The sequence below is a fragment of the Collinsella sp. zg1085 genome, from assembly GCF_018889955.1.
In the GTDB taxonomy this organism is placed as follows: Bacteria; Actinomycetota; Coriobacteriia; order Coriobacteriales; family Coriobacteriaceae; genus Collinsella.
In genome coordinates, this window is sequence record NZ_CP076545.1 from 463,875 (window position 1) to 480,214 (window position 16,340).

Genomic DNA, 16,340 nt, shown 5'->3' on the forward strand with positions numbered 1-16,340 from the left:
TCATGCGCATTTATTCGTCGCAAACACATAGCAAGACTGATTTTAAGCCCATCGATTCGGGTCGGGTGCGCATGTATGTCTGTGGCCCTACGGTCTATGATAATATTCATATTGGCAACGCGCGGACCTTCATTAGTTTTGATGTTATTCGGCGGTGGTTGATAGCCTCTGGTTATGAGGTGAGTTTTGCGCAAAATCTAACGGATGTTGACGACAAGATTATCAATCGAGCAAACGAGCAAGGGCGCACATCAGAAGCGGTAGCCGAAGAGTTTTCTCAGCGCTTTATTGAGGTTATGCGCGCGGTTAATGTGCTTGACCCTGATATCCGGCCGCGTGCAACAAAAGAAATTGGTCCTATGATTGGCATGATTAAAAGTCTTATTGAACAAGGTCATGCCTATGCGGCAGAAAACGGTGACGTGTATTTCTCGGTGCGTAGCGACGAGCGCTATGGTGAGGTATCAGGTCGCAAGATTGATGACCTTATGGTGGGTGCGCGTATTGAGGAGAATGAGGATAAGCGCGACCCGCTCGACTTTGCGCTTTGGAAGGCAGCAAAGCCTGGTGAGCCGAGCTGGCCAAGTCCGTGGGGCGCTGGTCGTCCAGGCTGGCACACTGAATGTGCAGCTATGGTGCATCGTTATTTAGGCGTGCCAATAGACATCCATGGAGGGGGGTCTGATTTAGCGTTCCCGCACCATGAAAACGAATGTGCACAGGCACACTGCGCATGGCATGCTGGCTTTGCCAATATCTGGATGCACACCGGCATGTTGTTGGTTGATGGCGAAAAAATGTCAAAAAGTCTGGGAAATTTCTATACGCTGGCTGAGGTGCTTGAAAAACATTCAGGTGCGGCACTGCGCTTGCTGATGGCGCAGACACACTATCGTTCACCACTCGATTTTTCTTGGGAGCGCCTGGCTGGTGCCGAAAACTCATTGGCGCGTGTGGCAACAAGTGTTGAAAATCTGCGCTGGGCAGCGCATAAGGCACAAGATGATAGCACGTTCATCGAGCACTCTTCGCTGGCTGATGGCGATGCAACAGGCGCTTGCGATGTTTTGAGCACAACTAGTGAGGCGGCGTCTGAGTTGCAGCGTGCCTGTGAGTGCGCTTGCGCAGACTTTGAATCTCATATGAATGATGACTTTAATACTGCAGGTGCTGTAGCGGCTTTGTTCTCACTGGTAAATGCAGCAAATAGCTATTTAGAGACTGCAAGATTTTTTGATGCGTCGCTCTGCGAGCAGGCGGCTGATATTTTGCTGGACCGATTTGCAACCTTAGGCATTGAAGTGTCGGTGCGAGAAGAGGAGCTTCCGCATGAGTTGGTGGGGCTTGCCAAGCGCTTGCTGGGCTTTGCAGGCACCGATATAGATGCTGCCGCTACCGCTTTGCTCAAGGCTCGCTCTGAAGCGCGAGCAGATAAGGATTGGTCACGCGCCGATGCTATACGCAATGAGCTTGCTGGTGTAGGTGTAGTTGTTGAGGATACCGCCACGGGTTCTCGTCTTAAGCGAGCATAGGGAGCGGCTGTGTCCAGAGATTCAAAACGCAACCGGTCTGAGCAATCTCATCGAAGTGCTTCAATCAGGCGTGAACAGCCGCGCGAACGTCGAGCAAAGCAAGGACCTCGCGCTGCTCAGGGCGCAAAAGACGCTCGAATGATGGGTAAGTTGTACAGCCAAGGTGCTGGGCAGGTTCAAAGAAAAGTTCGGGACCGCGATAAGTCGCGTCTACAAGGTCTCTACATTGAAGGTCGTCGTGCTGCAGAAGAAGCCTTGAAGCTTGGTTTTCCGGTGCGGCGGGTGCTGGTGGCGGCAGGACAAGAGAGTGCACTTGCTTTGCTGATGACGGGTTTTCAAGCGGCGGGTGTGCGTGTTGAAATCTGTGAGCGCCACGTGCTAGATGAGCTTTCGAGTCACGGTGCTCACCAGGGGATTTGTCTTGAAATAGGCGAATTTCCCTATGCTGATATAGCTGATGTGCTTGCAGCTTCAGGTACTGGAGCATCGCTTGTGGTGGTGCTTGACCACGTGACCGATGAAGGAAACCTTGGGGCAATTATTCGCTCGGCTGAGGTGGTGGGCGCAGCAGGTGTTGTCATTGCACAAAAACGCGCGGCAGGTGTAGGCACTGGCACCTTTAAGACTTCTGCTGGTGCGGTTATGCATCTACCCGTTGCTCGCGTACCCAATATCGCACAGGCGCTTGAGGCCTTGCAAGAGGCTGGTTTTTGGGTGGTAGGCGCGTCTGAACATGCTCATGCAACTTGCTGGGACGAGCCATTAACTGGGCGCATTGCCCTGGTTATGGGTTCTGAGGGAGATGGTATTGCGCGTCTTATTCAAGAGCGATGCGATAGTTTGGTAAAGCTCCCGCAGCGTGGTCAGACCGAAAGCTTAAACGTTGCTCAGGCAGCAACAGTGCTTTGCTATGAGTGGCTGCGCACTAATGCGCATGAGTTAAAAATAGGGGAGTAGCAGGTAGCGTCATGACCAAGAAGAATAGGGCAAAAGCAAAGGCCAAGCGCTTTGGTGAGGGCTCAGTGCGCGATGCTGTGACAAGCTCAACCTATGGCGCGGGTAACGCCTTTGCTGCTCTTGGAACACATGAGCCTGTTATGCCTGACCGCGGTGTCTCGGCATCAGGCTTACCTGAGCTATTGGTGGTTGATGGCTACAACATTATTCATGCAACACCTAAATATGAGCAGCTTATGTTTGATGAGGGGGACCACCCGTTTTCAACAGACCGCTATGATGCGGCGCGAACAGCGCTTATCGCTGATGTTGCAGCTTTTGCTCAAGGGAGCTATGAGGCAGTTATCGTCTTTGATGGTGCAGGTAATGTGAACGCCGAACGACCTAATCTGTCTCAGGCGGGTATTCGGATTGAGTATTCACCCACAGGTGTATCAGCCGATACGGTGATACAGCAGCTGTGCCGTGAGGCACGGGAATGTGGTCGCGCATGTTCGGTAGTAACAAGCGATGGCGTTATTCAGGCAACCGTGATGGGAAAAGGGGTAACGCGCATTTCGGCTCGTATGCTCGTTGAGGAGATTGGGCATATCGAGCACGAAATTGAGCGCGTGCAGGCTGAGGCACCTAACATGAAATTAACGCTGGGCAGCCGTTTGTCTCCAAAGATTCGCACCCAACTTGAGGCTTTAGGACACCGTAAACAGTCGCTTAGCTAGGGTGTATGCAGCTGGGTCTTAGCTTTACTGGAGCCAGCGACAGGAATCGACACGCGGTATAAATACCGCGTGAGTCGCTGCGCCAGCCTTTGGCTGGCTTGCGCGCTTCGCTGGAAAATAGCTTACGCATTTTCTCAGCTTCGCGCCCTCTCGCGGGTTCAATTCCTGTCTAAAGGGTGCTTTCTAGCAAAAAACCCAGTTCAGCATAGGTGAACTGGGTCTTAGATTTACTGGAGCCAGCGACAGGAATCGACACGCGGTATAAATACCGCGTGAGTCGCTGCGCCAGCCTTTGGCTGGCTTGCGCGCTTCGCTGGAAAATAGCTTACGCATTTTCTCAGCTTCGCGCCCTCTCGCGGGTTCAATTCCTGTCTAAAGGGTGCTTTCTAGCAAAAAACCCAGTTCAGCATAGGTGAACTGGGTCTTAGATTTACTGGAGCCAGCGACAGGAATCGAACCCGCAACCCACTGATTACAAATCAGTTGCTCTACCGTTGAGCCACGCTGGCGCGCTACGGTAGCTTATATGAGTTGATGACGTTTTGCAATACCGCATATTGAAGTGGACCCTGTAGAAATCATTAGAGAGGCTTAAAGTAGTTTCTAACCGCAATATGTCAAAGTGTAAAGCGCAAAGCACAGAAGAATAGAAGGGTAGCACCAGCACGAAATGAGACTGGGATTGCCGTACAGTAAGATACAAATGCCCCACCATGGGTTCCAACAAGATAGAGTCTGCATCGGTGTATCCATTACATTCATTTAACACGAATGTGAATATCGTATGCACAAAGCAATCTACATGCAGAAAAACTGCTTTATCAAAATTCCAATTGCGCAGCTCAGAGGCTGTGAAATACAACTCAACTACACAAGGGAAACGCCCGAGCCCGTGGATTAGAGAAATTCGGTTGACATCTGAACTATGAGCGTCGTACTATTCTTCTGCTTGCGAGCGCCGGCAAAAAGCTGAGCATGAGCAAGTCTTGTACGAAATGGGAGTGTGCCCGAGTGGTTAATGGGGACGGGCTGTAAACCCGTTGGCTATGCCTACCAAGGTTCGAATCCTTGCGCTCCCACCCCGTATAAGCGCCTGTGTAGCTCAGTCGGTAGAGCACTTCGTTGGTAACGAAGAGGTCACCGGTTCAAGTCCGGTCGCAGGCTCCATTTGGCGGTGTAGCTCAGTTGGTTAGAGCACACGGTTCATACCCGTGGCGTCACTGGTTCGAATCCAGTCACCGCTACCAAGGTATCAGAAGTGGCCCTTTCGGTAATCCGGTTGGGTCACTTAGGGTTAGAGGCAAAGTCCCATAAGGGGACGACCTTTGAAGGAGGAGGCTTTATGGCCAAGGAAAAGTTCGAGCGCACTAAGCCGCATGTTAACATCGGCACCATCGGCCACGTCGATCATGGTAAGACTACCCTGACGGCCGCCATCACCAAGGTTCTCTCCGAGACTGAGGGCTGCAAGGCAGACTTCACCGCCTTTGAGAACATTGACAAGGCTCCCGAGGAGCGCGAGCGTGGTATTACCATTTCCGTTGCTCACGTAGAGTATGAGACGGCTCCCCGCCACTATGCTCACGTTGACTGCCCCGGCCACGCCGACTACGTTAAGAACATGATTTCTGGTGCTGCTCAGATGGACGGCGCAATTCTCGTAATTGCTGCTACTGACGGCCCTATGGCTCAGACTCGTGAGCACATCCTGCTCGCTCGTCAGGTAGGCGTACCTTACATCGTTGTCTTCCTGAACAAGTGCGACATGGTTGATGACGAGGAGCTTATTGACCTCGTTGAGATGGAGACTCGTGAGCTCCTCTCTGAGAACGAGTTCCCTGGCGACGACATCCCTGTTGTACGTGGCTCCGCTTTGGGCGCTCTCAACGGCGAGGAGAAGTGGGCTGACTCCATCCGTGAGCTCATGAACGCTGTTGACGAGTACATCCCCACTCCTGAGCGCGACAACGATAAGCCATTCTTGATGGCTATCGAGGACACTATGACCATTTCTGGTCGTGGTACCGTTGCTACCGGTCGTGTTGAGCGCGGCGAGCTTCGCCTCAACGACCCTGTCGAGATTGTTGGTATCAAGGAGACTTCCAACTCCGTTGCTACTGGTATCGAGATGTTCCGTAAGTCCATGGACTTCTGCGAGGCAGGCGACAACGTTGGTATTCTGCTCCGTGGTGTTAAGCGCGAGGACATCGAGCGCGGTCAGGTTCTCTGCAAGCCGGGTTCAGTAACTCCACACACCAAGTTCACCGCTGAGATTTATGTTCTCACCAAGGACGAGGGTGGCCGTCACACGCCGTTCTTCTCCAACTATCGTCCTCAGTTCTACTTCCGTACTACGGACGTAACTGGCACCATTAAGCTGCCTGAGGGCACTGAGATGGCTATGCCTGGCGACCACGTAACCATCGAGGCTGAGCTCATCCACGGCATTGCTATGGAGGAGGGCGTACGCTTCGCTATCCGTGAGGGTGGTCACACCGTAGGTTCAGGTATCGTTTCTAAAATTGAGGCCTAAGCTTAGCTGCGTCTATGCAATAAGTTTTGTAAGCCGGTGTCCGTTTGGGCACCGGCTTTTTTTGTTTTCGCAATGGAAGGCCAGAAATACGCGCCTGCATTGAGGTATATATTTAATAATTAAAACCCATATTAAATGATGGCATCGGCAAAGCTAAGCAGCTTTTTCATGTCGATTTATCTACACCAGAGTTTTGATTATTTGAATAACATAAGATGGCTTAAGCACGCAAATTACTATAGAACTATATGTTAGGTTTTGATATTGTTCTTATTAAGAAATGCCTTGTAGTTGTTTATTTTGTTTTAAAAAATGAATAACTATAGTATATTTCAGGACAATTTATTTTCATGATGAGTTACAGAAAAAGGGAGCACCTGTGAAACGTAGCCTTTTTGCCCTTATGTTTGTCCTCTGCATAAGTTTGTTGGGCATACAACCAGCTCACGCTGCATCAACCGTAACATCAGAGGCAGAATTGCGCCAAGCTCTTGCCTCAGGTGAAACTGAGATTACTACTACAGGTACCATCACCATCACCCAGTCTCTAATGATTACGCAGGGTACCGTTACCATGAATGTTGAGCGTTTGAACCTTGCTGAGGGTGTAAACTCCATGTTCGTTATCTCCTCGGGGGCTCACCTTAAGCTGGTTGGGGGAACGCTTGATGGACAGCAGCATGGTCGTTTGATAGAGACCCTCGATGGGTCTAGTCTTTCAATTGATAGTTCCACGCTCACCAACGGGTCAACAGATAGTTTTGAAAAGAAGTTGGTTAACGGTACAAATGAGCAGCGCTATCAAGGCGGAGCCATTTGGGCAAATCATGCTACTATCAATTTGGTTAATACAAACTTTACCAACAATCACACCAAGCACGCTGCTCCTGTTCAGGAGCCTGATAAACAGCCTGCTATCAATACACATGGCGGTGCAATTTATGCTGGTGCGTCAAGCGTTACTATAACCGGTGGCTCATTTATAGATAACTATTCTGGCGGTAATGAGGGTGGCGTCTACTACGGTGAGGGCGGTGCCATCAAGCTTGAGGTTTCAACACTTAAAATGAACGAGACAGGAGCAACCCGTACACGGTTTGATGGCAATCACAATTATATGGCGGCGGCAAATAGAGGCGGCTTGCAAGGCGGCGCTCTTGAGATTACCGAGTCAAATGGTGTTATTCGCAATGCAGACTTTGTTGTAAAAGGCGGCTTTGATACTGGTGGCGCTATTAAATTTCAAGAGTCAGGTCAGTCTGGCAATCATTTTAAGGTTCAGGATTCTACATTTAAGCTGATTGGAAAGGTACTGCCAACAGCGCCCGTCACAAGTGGATATTTTGGAACATCGGGTGGCGCCATTATGTCTGAGAGCTCATATCTTACGGTTGAGCGTTCTCATTTTTCGATGCAAAATACACCATCGGTAAGCTTTGCTGGTGGACACATAGACGTGGTGGGTACCGGTGAGTTTAAGCTCCTCGAATCAACGTTATTGGGAAATGGCGTTGGCTGGAATGAAGCATGGAGAAGCTCTGCCAAATATGGTGGTGCGCTTGCCTTTGAGAATGGCTGCAGTGTAGTTGCCGAAATTAGAAACACCAACTTTACTGGCTTTACAACCGACCACGTTGGAGGCGTAATTGCGGTTGGACATCGTGTTGGTGGTGAACCTAATGATGCGTTTGGGCATACAACGGTTAAGCTCAATATGTACAAAACCAACCTCAATGATGCTCGCGCCTATACATGGGATGCAAAAGCTGCAGGTGCTGGCATGTATATATCTGAGGGCTCTGAGCTTGTTATGTCGGGTGGCTCTATAGCAAATATGCAAGCTAATTATGCAGGAGCCATTTTTAATAAGGGAAAAGTAACCCTGATTGATGGGGCAACTATTCAAAATAATAGTGCCACTCAGATGGTGGGCGGTATCTTTAATGACGGGTATCTCAATGTACATTCCGCAGTTCTGAAGAATAATACCAAGACAACAGATACACTTTTTGCCGGTGGCAACCACGAGCTCTCTAGCGGCGAGCACTCTGGTGGCACCATTTACGCAAAGCGTGATGTTATTATTGGCTCTGATGCTCGCTTTGATACGAATGCACGTGCAGATGTGCGTGTTATTAATGGGCAGTCGGCTGTTTTACTATCTGGTGCGCGCACGTCACAGCTCAATATTTCAATTAGTGAGACAGAAAATAATCCTGGTGGCTCGCAGTTTTCAAAGCTGTTTGGAGAGCCTGCGCATCGTCATCTTGGATATGTGGTTGCTCGTGGTGTTGTTGCAGGCGACTTAACAGCAAGTTATATGCCTGATGGCGTAGCGGCTTATGAGCTCACACCGAATGATGCAAAGTCGCTTCACTATGTTTCAAAGACGGTTGCTCAAGATAAGATTGCTGCCTTTAGCGACCATATAAAACCGGCGCTATGGGACTATGTATATAACCCCGAGACTAAGACGGCAGTGCTTGGACAGCGTGCTGTGATGACCTATCACACCAATCATGCTGATGCCACGATTGAAGCGGGCGTTGCAGACACAACCGGTCAAAAGCGCGAGCAGACCTATACGTTCTACGCGCCTCATAAAGTTTCACTCAATGATAAGCCGGCTACTGACCTTACCGTGCTTGAGGCAAAGCCTGAACTGAGCATCAATAATGTGCGATATACCTTCCGAAACTGGTATACCGATGCTGCTTTAGGCAAGCCGCTTTATGATGTAGCAACGCATACACCAGCCGATAGCGATGTCTATCCCTTTGAGACGGCAACATTTAGAGCGAGCTGGTCTATTCCTGATGAAGTGACTGACATCATCAATCCAGCGTCTCATAACACGCTTCATACCTATGCGGTGTATGATGCACTCATGACGGTTGAAGTTGGAAAGACGTGGCAAGACACTTTGGATGCCGATAAGCAAGATGTCACGTTTGTACTCAAAGGTGGTGCTGCAGAGCAAGAAAAAACTTTGTCTGCAAACTCAACTGAGCGGGTGCGCTTTGAGAATTTGCCACGTTTCAAGTCTGATGGCTCTGCATATAACTATCGCATAGAAGAAAAAGGTGCTGCGAACGGAGTGATAACGCTCGGCGGAAAGATGTATAGCAGCGAAGTCTCCGAGCCTGAAGTAAACGGTAATGTTACGAGTTTTACCGTTACTAACCAACGTATCATTAACTTAAAAGTTACTAAGCACTGGCAAGCTCCTAATTCCGATAAAACTCCTGTTCAGGTGCAGCTCATGCAAAACGGTGTTGCTTATGGAAATCCGGTTACGGTAAATGAAGATAGCCAATGGACCTATGACTTTACGTCTCTTCCTCATGCAGGTATGAGTGATAGCGGTCGAGTGGCTTATACCTACACCGTTAAAGAAGTGGGAGAGACTGACGGCTCTCTAACCTTAGGCGACAAGAAGTTTAAGGTAAGTTATGGTGGCAGTGCAGCAGATGGTTTTACCATTACCAATACCCGTGAGCTTTCCTCAACACCTATCACTCCGGCAACTACTTCTTTAACTGTTGTTAAGCGCTGGGAGAGAACCACTGCTACTGCTCCCATCAAGGTGCAACTCATGCGCGATGGTGTAGCACAAGGTGACCCTGTTGAGCTCTCAGCTACTAACAACTGGACACATCGCTTTGACCAGCTACCCGTTCAAGCAGCTGCAAACTCCACTAAGGCCTACACCTACACCGTTGCCGAGGTAGGAGAGCAAGGCGGTAAGATTACGCTAGGAAATCATAGCTTTGCTGTGGCGTATACAACTACTGCAAATAATCGCAGTGTGCTTATCACGAATACTATGGATAACCCCACCAAGAGCATTACTGTTAATAAAACATGGGTAGATGGTGCAAATGCCCAAAATACACGCCCGCAAGAAGTCGAAGTGCAACTACTAGCCAACGGTCAGGTCACCGAGAAAGTGGCTCATATAAGTGCGGCTACAAATTGGCAATATAGTTTTGAAGGCTTGCCAACCTATGCAGAGGACGGTTCTACCATTGCCTATACCGTGCAGGAGCGCCCGGTCGCAGGTTACGCAAGCGAGATTCAAGGAAACGCGGAGAATGGCTTTACCTTTGTTAATACCTTGCATACTGCTATCAAGGTAACTAAGACATGGAGGGCATCAGAGGCTGACAAAAGCCCAGTATCTATTCAGCTTCAGCGAGCAGATGGAACTAATATAGGTTCTTCTGTGACGCTTAATGATACAAATCAGTGGAGCTATACATTCAAGGATTTGCCAGCAGCAGAGCTTAAAGAAGATGCTGATACAGCTATTACCTACACCGTTAAAGAAGTGGGAGAGACTGACGGCTCTCTAACTTTAGGCGACAAGAAGTTTAAGGTAAGTTATGGTGGCAGTGCAGCAGATGGTTTTACCATTACCAATACCCGTGAGCTTTCCTCAACACCTATCACTCCGGCAACTACTTCTTTAACTGTTGTTAAGCGCTGGGAGAGAACCACTGCTACTGCTCCCATCAAGGTGCAACTCATGCGCGATGGTGTAGCACAAGGTGACCCTGTTGAGCTCTCAGCTACTAACAACTGGACACATCGCTTTGACCAGCTACCCGTTCAAGCAGCTGCAAACTCCACTAAGGCCTACACCTACACCGTTGCCGAGGTAGGAGAGCAGGGCGGTAAGATTACGCTGGAAGGTACTGAGTTCACGGTAGGATATGAACTGAGTGATGATAATCACACGGTGACAATTACCAACACGGCTCCAGAGCAAACTCCGCCTCCGACACCTGAGCCCGAGCCTGAGCCGATGCCTCATCCAAACCCAGAACCTCAACCGGCTCCTAACCCCAACCCTGAGCCTAGCCCGAGCCCTGCGCCTACACCCAAGCCGCAAGACTCTAAACCGCCTGTGCTTAAGAAGAAAACGCGCAAAACTCAGAAAGCATTGCCTTCAACCGGTGATATGGCGCTCGCCATCACAGCACTGCTTTCAGTTGGTGGTCTGGGTTTGTCTACCATCGCAATTCATCGCCGTAATAAGCGATAGATTAGCCGTGAACCACGCAAGCAGTTTGTTTGCGTGGTTCTTTTGTCAATCTTCAAGGTGTTGCAACTTTTAGCTTGACAGGGTATTTTGCCCACTGATAGAGTTCTCTACTGCACTGTCTGCGATGCACGCGTCAGTGCCTGTCTACGGGAGGTTACATGCGTACAATGGTTACCCTTGCATGCACTGAGTGCAAGCGTCGTAACTACACGACGACCAAGAACAAGGCAAACATGCCTGATCGTATGGAGATTAAGAAGTATTGTCCTTGGTGCCAAAAGCACGTAGTGCACAAGGAGACACGCTAGTCTCCTCTATGTCACACGCCAGTAGTTCAATTGGTAGAGCATCGGTCTCCAAAACCGAGTGTTGAGGGTTCGAGTCCTTCCTGGCGTGCCAGTCATCAATCCGTAAGCCTCATCATGAGGCTTACGGTTTTCACGGATTAGGGTATATCTGCCCCGGAGGTTTGAGCGATGGCCAAAAACAAAACAACAAAGAAGGCCCAAGTGGAGGAGAACTCTGCTCAGAAAGCTCCTTCTAAGGCTGAATCCAAGAAGGCTGTTGCAAAAAAGGCAGCTAAGAAGCAGAAGAAGCCGGGCGTGTTCTCACGCTTCACGGGCTATCTTTCAAGCGTCCGTTCAGAGATGCGGCGTGTGGTGTGGCCGAGCAAAAAAGAGCTTGTCAACTACTCAATTGCCGTCGTTGTATCTCTTGTGGTTGTTGGCGTGGCAATTGCCCTGCTTGATACAGCCATTAGTCAGGGCTTGGTACTCTTCTCAGGTCTAAGAGGTTAGTATGTCAAAGCGCTGGTACATTGTTCATACCTACTCAGGATACGAAAACAAGGTCAAGGCAGACCTTGAGCATCGTATCGAGACCATGGGTATGCAAGACCGTATTTTCGATATTCAAATTCCTACTGAGCGTGTCACCGAGATTAAAGAGGGTGGCAAGCGTGAGGTTAAGGATTCTAAGATTTTCCCAAGTTACGTGCTGGTGCGCATGGAGATGGACGATGACGCATGGACATGCGTTCGCAACACGCCAGGCGTCACAGGCTTTCTAGGAGCTAATGGCAAGCCTGCACCCCTTTCGCGTGACGAGTACAACAAGATGATGCGTCGCGCTGATACCGGCGAGGCCTCTAAGCGTACCGCTGTACATGTTGAGGTTGGCTCCTCGGTTCGCGTAACCAACGGTCCGCTATCCGGCTTTGATGGTCAGGTTTCTGAGGTTAACGCCGAGGCAGGTCGTGTGAAGGTATCCTTGCTCATCTTTGGTCGCGAGACCCCAGTAGAGCTAACCTTCGATCAGATTGAAGTGATTGCATAGTAGACGTTTGCGCGCAGGTGTTCGATGCAGACCGCTCATCAGCATCGTTGCTTCTCAACTGCTTGCATGCGATAGATTGAAACGTTTAAACGTTCGTATGAGAAAGGTTCGACCATGGCAGATAAAAAGGTCGTTAACGTTATTAAACTACAAATTCCTGCAGGTCAGGCTAATCCAGCTCCTCCGGTAGGTCCCGCTCTTGGTGCTGCACAAGTTAACATTATGCAGTTCTGCCAAGCGTTTAATGCCGCTACGCAGGATAAGATGGGCGATATTATCCCCGTTGAGATTTCGGTCTTTGAAGATCGCTCCTTTGACTTTGTAACCAAGACCCCACCTGCAGCTCACCTCATCAAGAAGGAGCTGAAGCTTAAAGGTGGCTCTTCTACGCCGCAAAGCGTGAAGGTTGGTCAGTTAACCGATGAGCAGCTTACCAAGATTGCTGAGATTAAGCTGCCAGACCTTAATGCAAATGACATTGATGCAGCTAAAAAGATTATTGCCGGTACTGCTCGTTCTATGGGTGTTACCATCGCTGAATAACAGGTGTTTATACGCAGCTGCATAAGGTAGCTGCGTGAGACGTGGAAGGGCAAAGAAGCCCGTTTGTACCACAGGAGGTATTGATATGGCTAATAAACATGGTAAGCAGTATCGTGCTGCTGCAGAGAAGGTAGACCGGAGCCTTGCTTACAGTCCACTTGCTGCTATTAAGCTCGTTAAAGAGGCTGCACAAGCTAAGTTTGATGAGACGGTAGAAGTTCACTTCCGCCTAGGCATTGACACCCGCAAAGCAGACCAGAACATTCGTGGTTCTATTTCCCTGCCTCATGGCACGGGCAAGACCGTTCGTGTAGCAGTGTTTGCTGAGGGCGAGAAGGCTCGTGAGGCAGAAGAGGCTGGTGCTGACGTTGTTGGCTCAGACGAGCTGGTAGCCGCCATTCAGGCTGGTAATATCAACTTTGATGCTGCCATTGCAACTCCTAACATGATGGCCAAGGTTGGTCGCATTGGTAAGATTCTCGGCCCTCGTGGTCTTATGCCTAACCCTAAGCTGGGTACGGTAACCATGGATGTTGCCAAGATGGTATCTGAGCTCAAGGCTGGCCGTGTTGAGTATCGTGCCGACCGCTATGGCATTTGCCATGTTCCTATGGGTCGTGTGAGCTTTGACAATGAGAAGCTCGTTGAGAACTACGCTGCCCTCTACACCGAGATTCTTCGCGTAAAGCCCGCATCTGCCAAGGGTCGCTACGTCAAGAGCATTTCGGTGTCATCCACCATGGGTCCTGGTGTTAAGGTTGATTCTGCTGTTCAGCGCGACTTTATGGCTGAGTAACGGTTTATATACCGCCTATATTTAGTGTTGTACAACCTGGTTTCGGAGTTCCGAGACCAGGTTATTTTTTTGGGCGTATAGTGCGCATGGGTTGTTTGGTAGTTTGCCTGTGTAGCAGATGATAAAGCAGCCTGCAAAGGGCCCGAATTGGCTACATCGGGGTACTATAGACATGACGTAGCCTCATATAAGGGCAGCTTTCAAAACATACGCACGATAGGGATACTATGGCAGCAACAGAGCATAATTTATCACGCAGCACCGACGATTTGGTAATGCAGGAAGAACAAGAGCATCTCTCAGAGCTCTATGCAACCTTGCTCAAGTTGCGTGATGAATTAAGCCACGAGCTCGATACAAAACATGAGCAGGCGGCAGCAGATTTGCGGAGTCTTAGCCAAGAAATTCGTCCTAATTTTACCGGCTGGGACGAAACGCTTGAAACCCTCGCTGCTATTGAGTCGCTTAATTTGGTTATTGATACCTACAATCAATATCATGACTTTAATGTTGATAAGCTCAGAAAGATTTTGCTGCTTTTACGTCAGCCGTACTTTGCTAAGGTCAAGCTTAAAATGCGACCTGACCGTCCGGCACGAGATGTGTATATTGGCACTGCTGGTCTAACTGATGACCATCACATTCCGCTCGTTGTTGACTGGCGCAATCCCATTGCAGAAACATACTATAACCAAGAGAATGGACAAACTTCCTACACCGTACATGGTGCGCTGCGCACCGTTGAGCTTTTGTTGCGTCGTCAGTTTGACATCGACCGCGATATGCTCAAAGATTATTTTGACACCACGGTGGCAATTGAGGACTCGTTGCTCTTACATGCGCTGCGCTCCCATCATTCGGAAAAGCTCAAGGCTATTACGGCGACCATTCAGCGTGAGCAAAATGAGGTTGTACGCCACGAAGATGTTCCGGTGATGCTGGTGTCAGGCATTGCGGGTTCGGGTAAAACCTCGGTGATGCTCCAGCGCATTGCCTACTTGCTTTATCACGAGCATGAGCGCTTAGCGGCAGATCAAGTATATTTGTTTACGCCAAACAAGCTCTTTGAACACTATATCGATGGGGTGTTGCCCTCGCTTGGCGAGGCAAATCCACAGCTTTATACTTGGCAGTCTTTTATTGAGCATGAGGGTGCGGGCAACCGCGATGACGGCTCGCATGCAGATATCAAAAATCTTGAAAAGCTTGAACAAGCGTTACCAAGTCTTTGCCTTCATGAAGGCGACGTGCGTGCGATTACGGTTGACGGTGAGACGCTTCTGAGCGCATCTCAGGTTGCTGCGGTGGTGAATAAGCATAGCAAGTTTGGTTTGGGTCCACAGTTTACGACACTGGTGAGCGATGAGTTGCGCGAGCGTCTAGCACGCCGCCTTGCCTCGTTTGCGCACGATGAAGTATGGCAAGAGCGTCTGCAAAGCATGGATGTTGAAGAGCAGATTCGCCTTATTGGCTCGGCGGTTAATCCAGCTGATGATGAAGAGATGGCAACGCTCACAAGGAACTACGTTGACATATTGTTTGCCGAAGCTGGGGAGCGTGCGATTGATACCCTTGCTTGGCTTAAACTTGATCGAGTGGGTATGCGCGTGCTGGGGTTAAAGACCTTGTCAGCAACCGATTTGTTGTACCTACGCTTGCTCTTGATGGGTCGTGCGTCGTCGCGTGCTCGTTATGTCATGATTGATGAAGTGCAAGACTATTCAGCAGCACAGCTTAAGGTGTTGTCTCGCTTCTTTATTGGTGCACATTTCTTGCTGCTTGGCGACCCCAATCAGGCTATTCGAGAGGGGACGCCGTCGTTTGAAGAGATTCAGACTATATTTGAGGCAAGTCATGGTCAGGTTGACGTGTGTCGTCTGCTGACAAGCTATCGTTCTTCTCCTGAGGTGACTGCGCTGTTTAGCGGGCTTGTAAACCTTGAGGCAGATATTAAGTTGGCAAGTGTGCGTCGTGCAGGTACAGCGGCAGTGCGTCTACGTTTTGAAACAGAGGAGGCTTTGCTTGCGCATATGCGCCCTCTGTTAACAGAGGCAATGGCTGATACTCAGACCTTAACTGCGGTGCTATTGCATGACCAGCGCCGTGCTGCGCGCTTTGCTAAGCAGCTGGATAATTTGGTGCCCTTTGTAAGACGAAACGAGGTGTTGCCGGCGACAGGCGCGGTTATCATGACGCTTGACATGGCTAAGGGGCTTGAGTTTGATCACGTTATCATTGCGGATGCTGATGAGCGGAACTATCCAGATACTTTGCTGGCGCGTCGGAGGTTGTATACCGCTATATCTCGCGCAATGCATCAGGTGAGTTTGTTTGCAGTGGGTAGCTGGACTCCGCTTCTTGCTGAGGATGGGGGAGAGGTTATAGCTAGCCAATAGAATTTGCGTGCAGGATTTGTATGCGGTGTTTGCACGTGGTATGGGTACGTGGCAGTTGTACGTGTTGAGTTGTTGTGACAAAGCGAGGACTTGCATGCGGCGATTGAGTGCGTCTGAACCGTTTTAACAGAAGTAGGGAATTGTACGCGTTGAGTTGTTGTAACAGAAATGGACAATTGGACGCGGTTTGGTCGTTGTGACAAAACGGGCAATTCAACGCGGCTGGGGCGTTTTGACTAAAGCGGACAATTCGACGTGAATGGTTTTGACTAAAACGGGCAATCTGGCAGTAAAAACTGACAAAAATGGCCAATCTGGTAATAAACCCCCTATAGCCAGAAAATCAGCAACCTATCTACCTGCGGGTTTATAAAATAACTATCAACCCACGGGGGTTCTACACTGCCAAATTGCCCATTTCTGTCAAAAGCGAGTTTGAGCAATAACGGCAATTGATAGCGTAGATAACTACACGGGTAATG

11 protein-coding genes and 5 tRNA genes are annotated in these 16,340 nt (G+C 49.5%); 15 read left to right on the top strand and 1 reads right to left on the bottom strand.

What is annotated here, in order from left to right:
• The first annotated feature begins 2 nt into the window (after nt 1-2).
• From cysS to KPC83_RS01900, 3 genes are read left to right on the top strand one after another with little or no spacing between them, the layout of a single operon-like run.
• Nucleotides 3-1,532, top strand: coding sequence for a cysteine--tRNA ligase (gene cysS, locus KPC83_RS01890; protein ID WP_216278893.1), 1,530 nt, complete (start codon nt 3-5; stop codon nt 1,530-1,532).
• Between the two features lie 9 nt (nt 1,533-1,541).
• Nucleotides 1,542-2,489 (top strand): 23S rRNA (guanosine(2251)-2'-O)-methyltransferase RlmB, encoded by a 948-nt coding sequence (gene rlmB, locus KPC83_RS01895; RefSeq protein WP_253200980.1) that lies wholly within the window; start codon nt 1,542-1,544, stop codon nt 2,487-2,489.
• Between the two features lie 11 nt (nt 2,490-2,500).
• Entirely contained in the window at nt 2,501-3,208 is a 708-nt protein-coding gene (locus KPC83_RS01900; RefSeq protein ID WP_216278894.1) for an NYN domain-containing protein, read from the top strand.
• A 434-nt stretch (nt 3,209-3,642) separates the two neighbouring features.
• On the opposite strand, the gene KPC83_RS01905 is transcribed toward KPC83_RS01900, so the two are convergent.
• A tRNA-Thr gene (locus tag KPC83_RS01905) sits at nt 3,643-3,717 on the bottom strand.
• 488 nt (nt 3,718-4,205) lie between these two features.
• Between KPC83_RS01905 and KPC83_RS01910 the strand changes: the two genes are divergently transcribed.
• The 12 genes from KPC83_RS01910 to KPC83_RS01965 all read left to right on the top strand — a co-directional run bounded on the left by KPC83_RS01910 (nt 4,206) and on the right by KPC83_RS01965 (nt 15,858).
• Nucleotides 4,206-4,287 (top strand) — tRNA-Tyr (locus KPC83_RS01910).
• A 12-nt stretch (nt 4,288-4,299) separates the two neighbouring features.
• A tRNA-Thr gene (locus KPC83_RS01915) sits at nt 4,300-4,375 on the top strand.
• A 3-nt stretch (nt 4,376-4,378) separates the two neighbouring features.
• Nucleotides 4,379-4,455 (top strand) — tRNA-Met (locus KPC83_RS01920).
• A 95-nt stretch (nt 4,456-4,550) separates the two neighbouring features.
• Nucleotides 4,551-5,741 (top strand): elongation factor Tu, encoded by a 1,191-nt coding sequence (gene tuf, locus KPC83_RS01925; protein WP_216278895.1) that lies wholly within the window; start codon nt 4,551-4,553, stop codon nt 5,739-5,741.
• 379 nt (nt 5,742-6,120) lie between these two features.
• Nucleotides 6,121-10,788 carry a Cna B-type domain-containing protein gene (locus KPC83_RS01930; protein WP_216278896.1) on the top strand — a complete coding sequence of 1,556 codons (4,668 nt, stop codon included), beginning with the start codon at nt 6,121-6,123 and terminating at the stop codon, nt 10,786-10,788.
• A gap of 158 nt (nt 10,789-10,946) precedes the next feature.
• Nucleotides 10,947-11,096: a 50S ribosomal protein L33 gene (gene rpmG, locus KPC83_RS01935; protein ID WP_216278897.1), complete on the top strand. Its 150-nt coding sequence runs from the start codon at nt 10,947-10,949 to the stop codon at nt 11,094-11,096.
• A gap of 15 nt (nt 11,097-11,111) precedes the next feature.
• Nucleotides 11,112-11,187: transfer RNA gene (locus KPC83_RS01940), tRNA-Trp, on the top strand.
• Nucleotides 11,188-11,264: 77 nt separating this feature from the next.
• On the top strand, nt 11,265-11,585 hold the full coding sequence (gene secE / locus KPC83_RS01945) for a preprotein translocase subunit SecE (RefSeq protein ID WP_216278898.1): 321 nt from the start codon (nt 11,265-11,267) through the stop codon (nt 11,583-11,585).
• A 1-nt stretch (nt 11,586) separates the two neighbouring features.
• Complete coding sequence (gene nusG, locus KPC83_RS01950) at nt 11,587-12,123, top strand: transcription termination/antitermination protein NusG (protein WP_216278899.1); 537 nt, start codon at nt 11,587-11,589, stop codon at nt 12,121-12,123.
• Between the two features lie 114 nt (nt 12,124-12,237).
• Nucleotides 12,238-12,666 carry a 50S ribosomal protein L11 gene (rplK, locus tag KPC83_RS01955; protein ID WP_216278900.1) on the top strand — a complete coding sequence of 143 codons (429 nt, stop codon included), beginning with the start codon at nt 12,238-12,240 and terminating at the stop codon, nt 12,664-12,666.
• Nucleotides 12,667-12,751: 85 nt separating this feature from the next.
• A complete protein-coding gene (gene rplA, locus KPC83_RS01960) occupies nt 12,752-13,462 on the top strand; it encodes a 50S ribosomal protein L1 (RefSeq protein ID WP_216278901.1) in 711 nt (236 codons plus the stop codon).
• A 227-nt stretch (nt 13,463-13,689) separates the two neighbouring features.
• Complete coding sequence (locus tag KPC83_RS01965) at nt 13,690-15,858, top strand: UvrD-helicase domain-containing protein (RefSeq protein WP_216278902.1); 2,169 nt, start codon at nt 13,690-13,692, stop codon at nt 15,856-15,858.
• Nucleotides 15,859-16,340 lie beyond the last annotated feature (482 nt).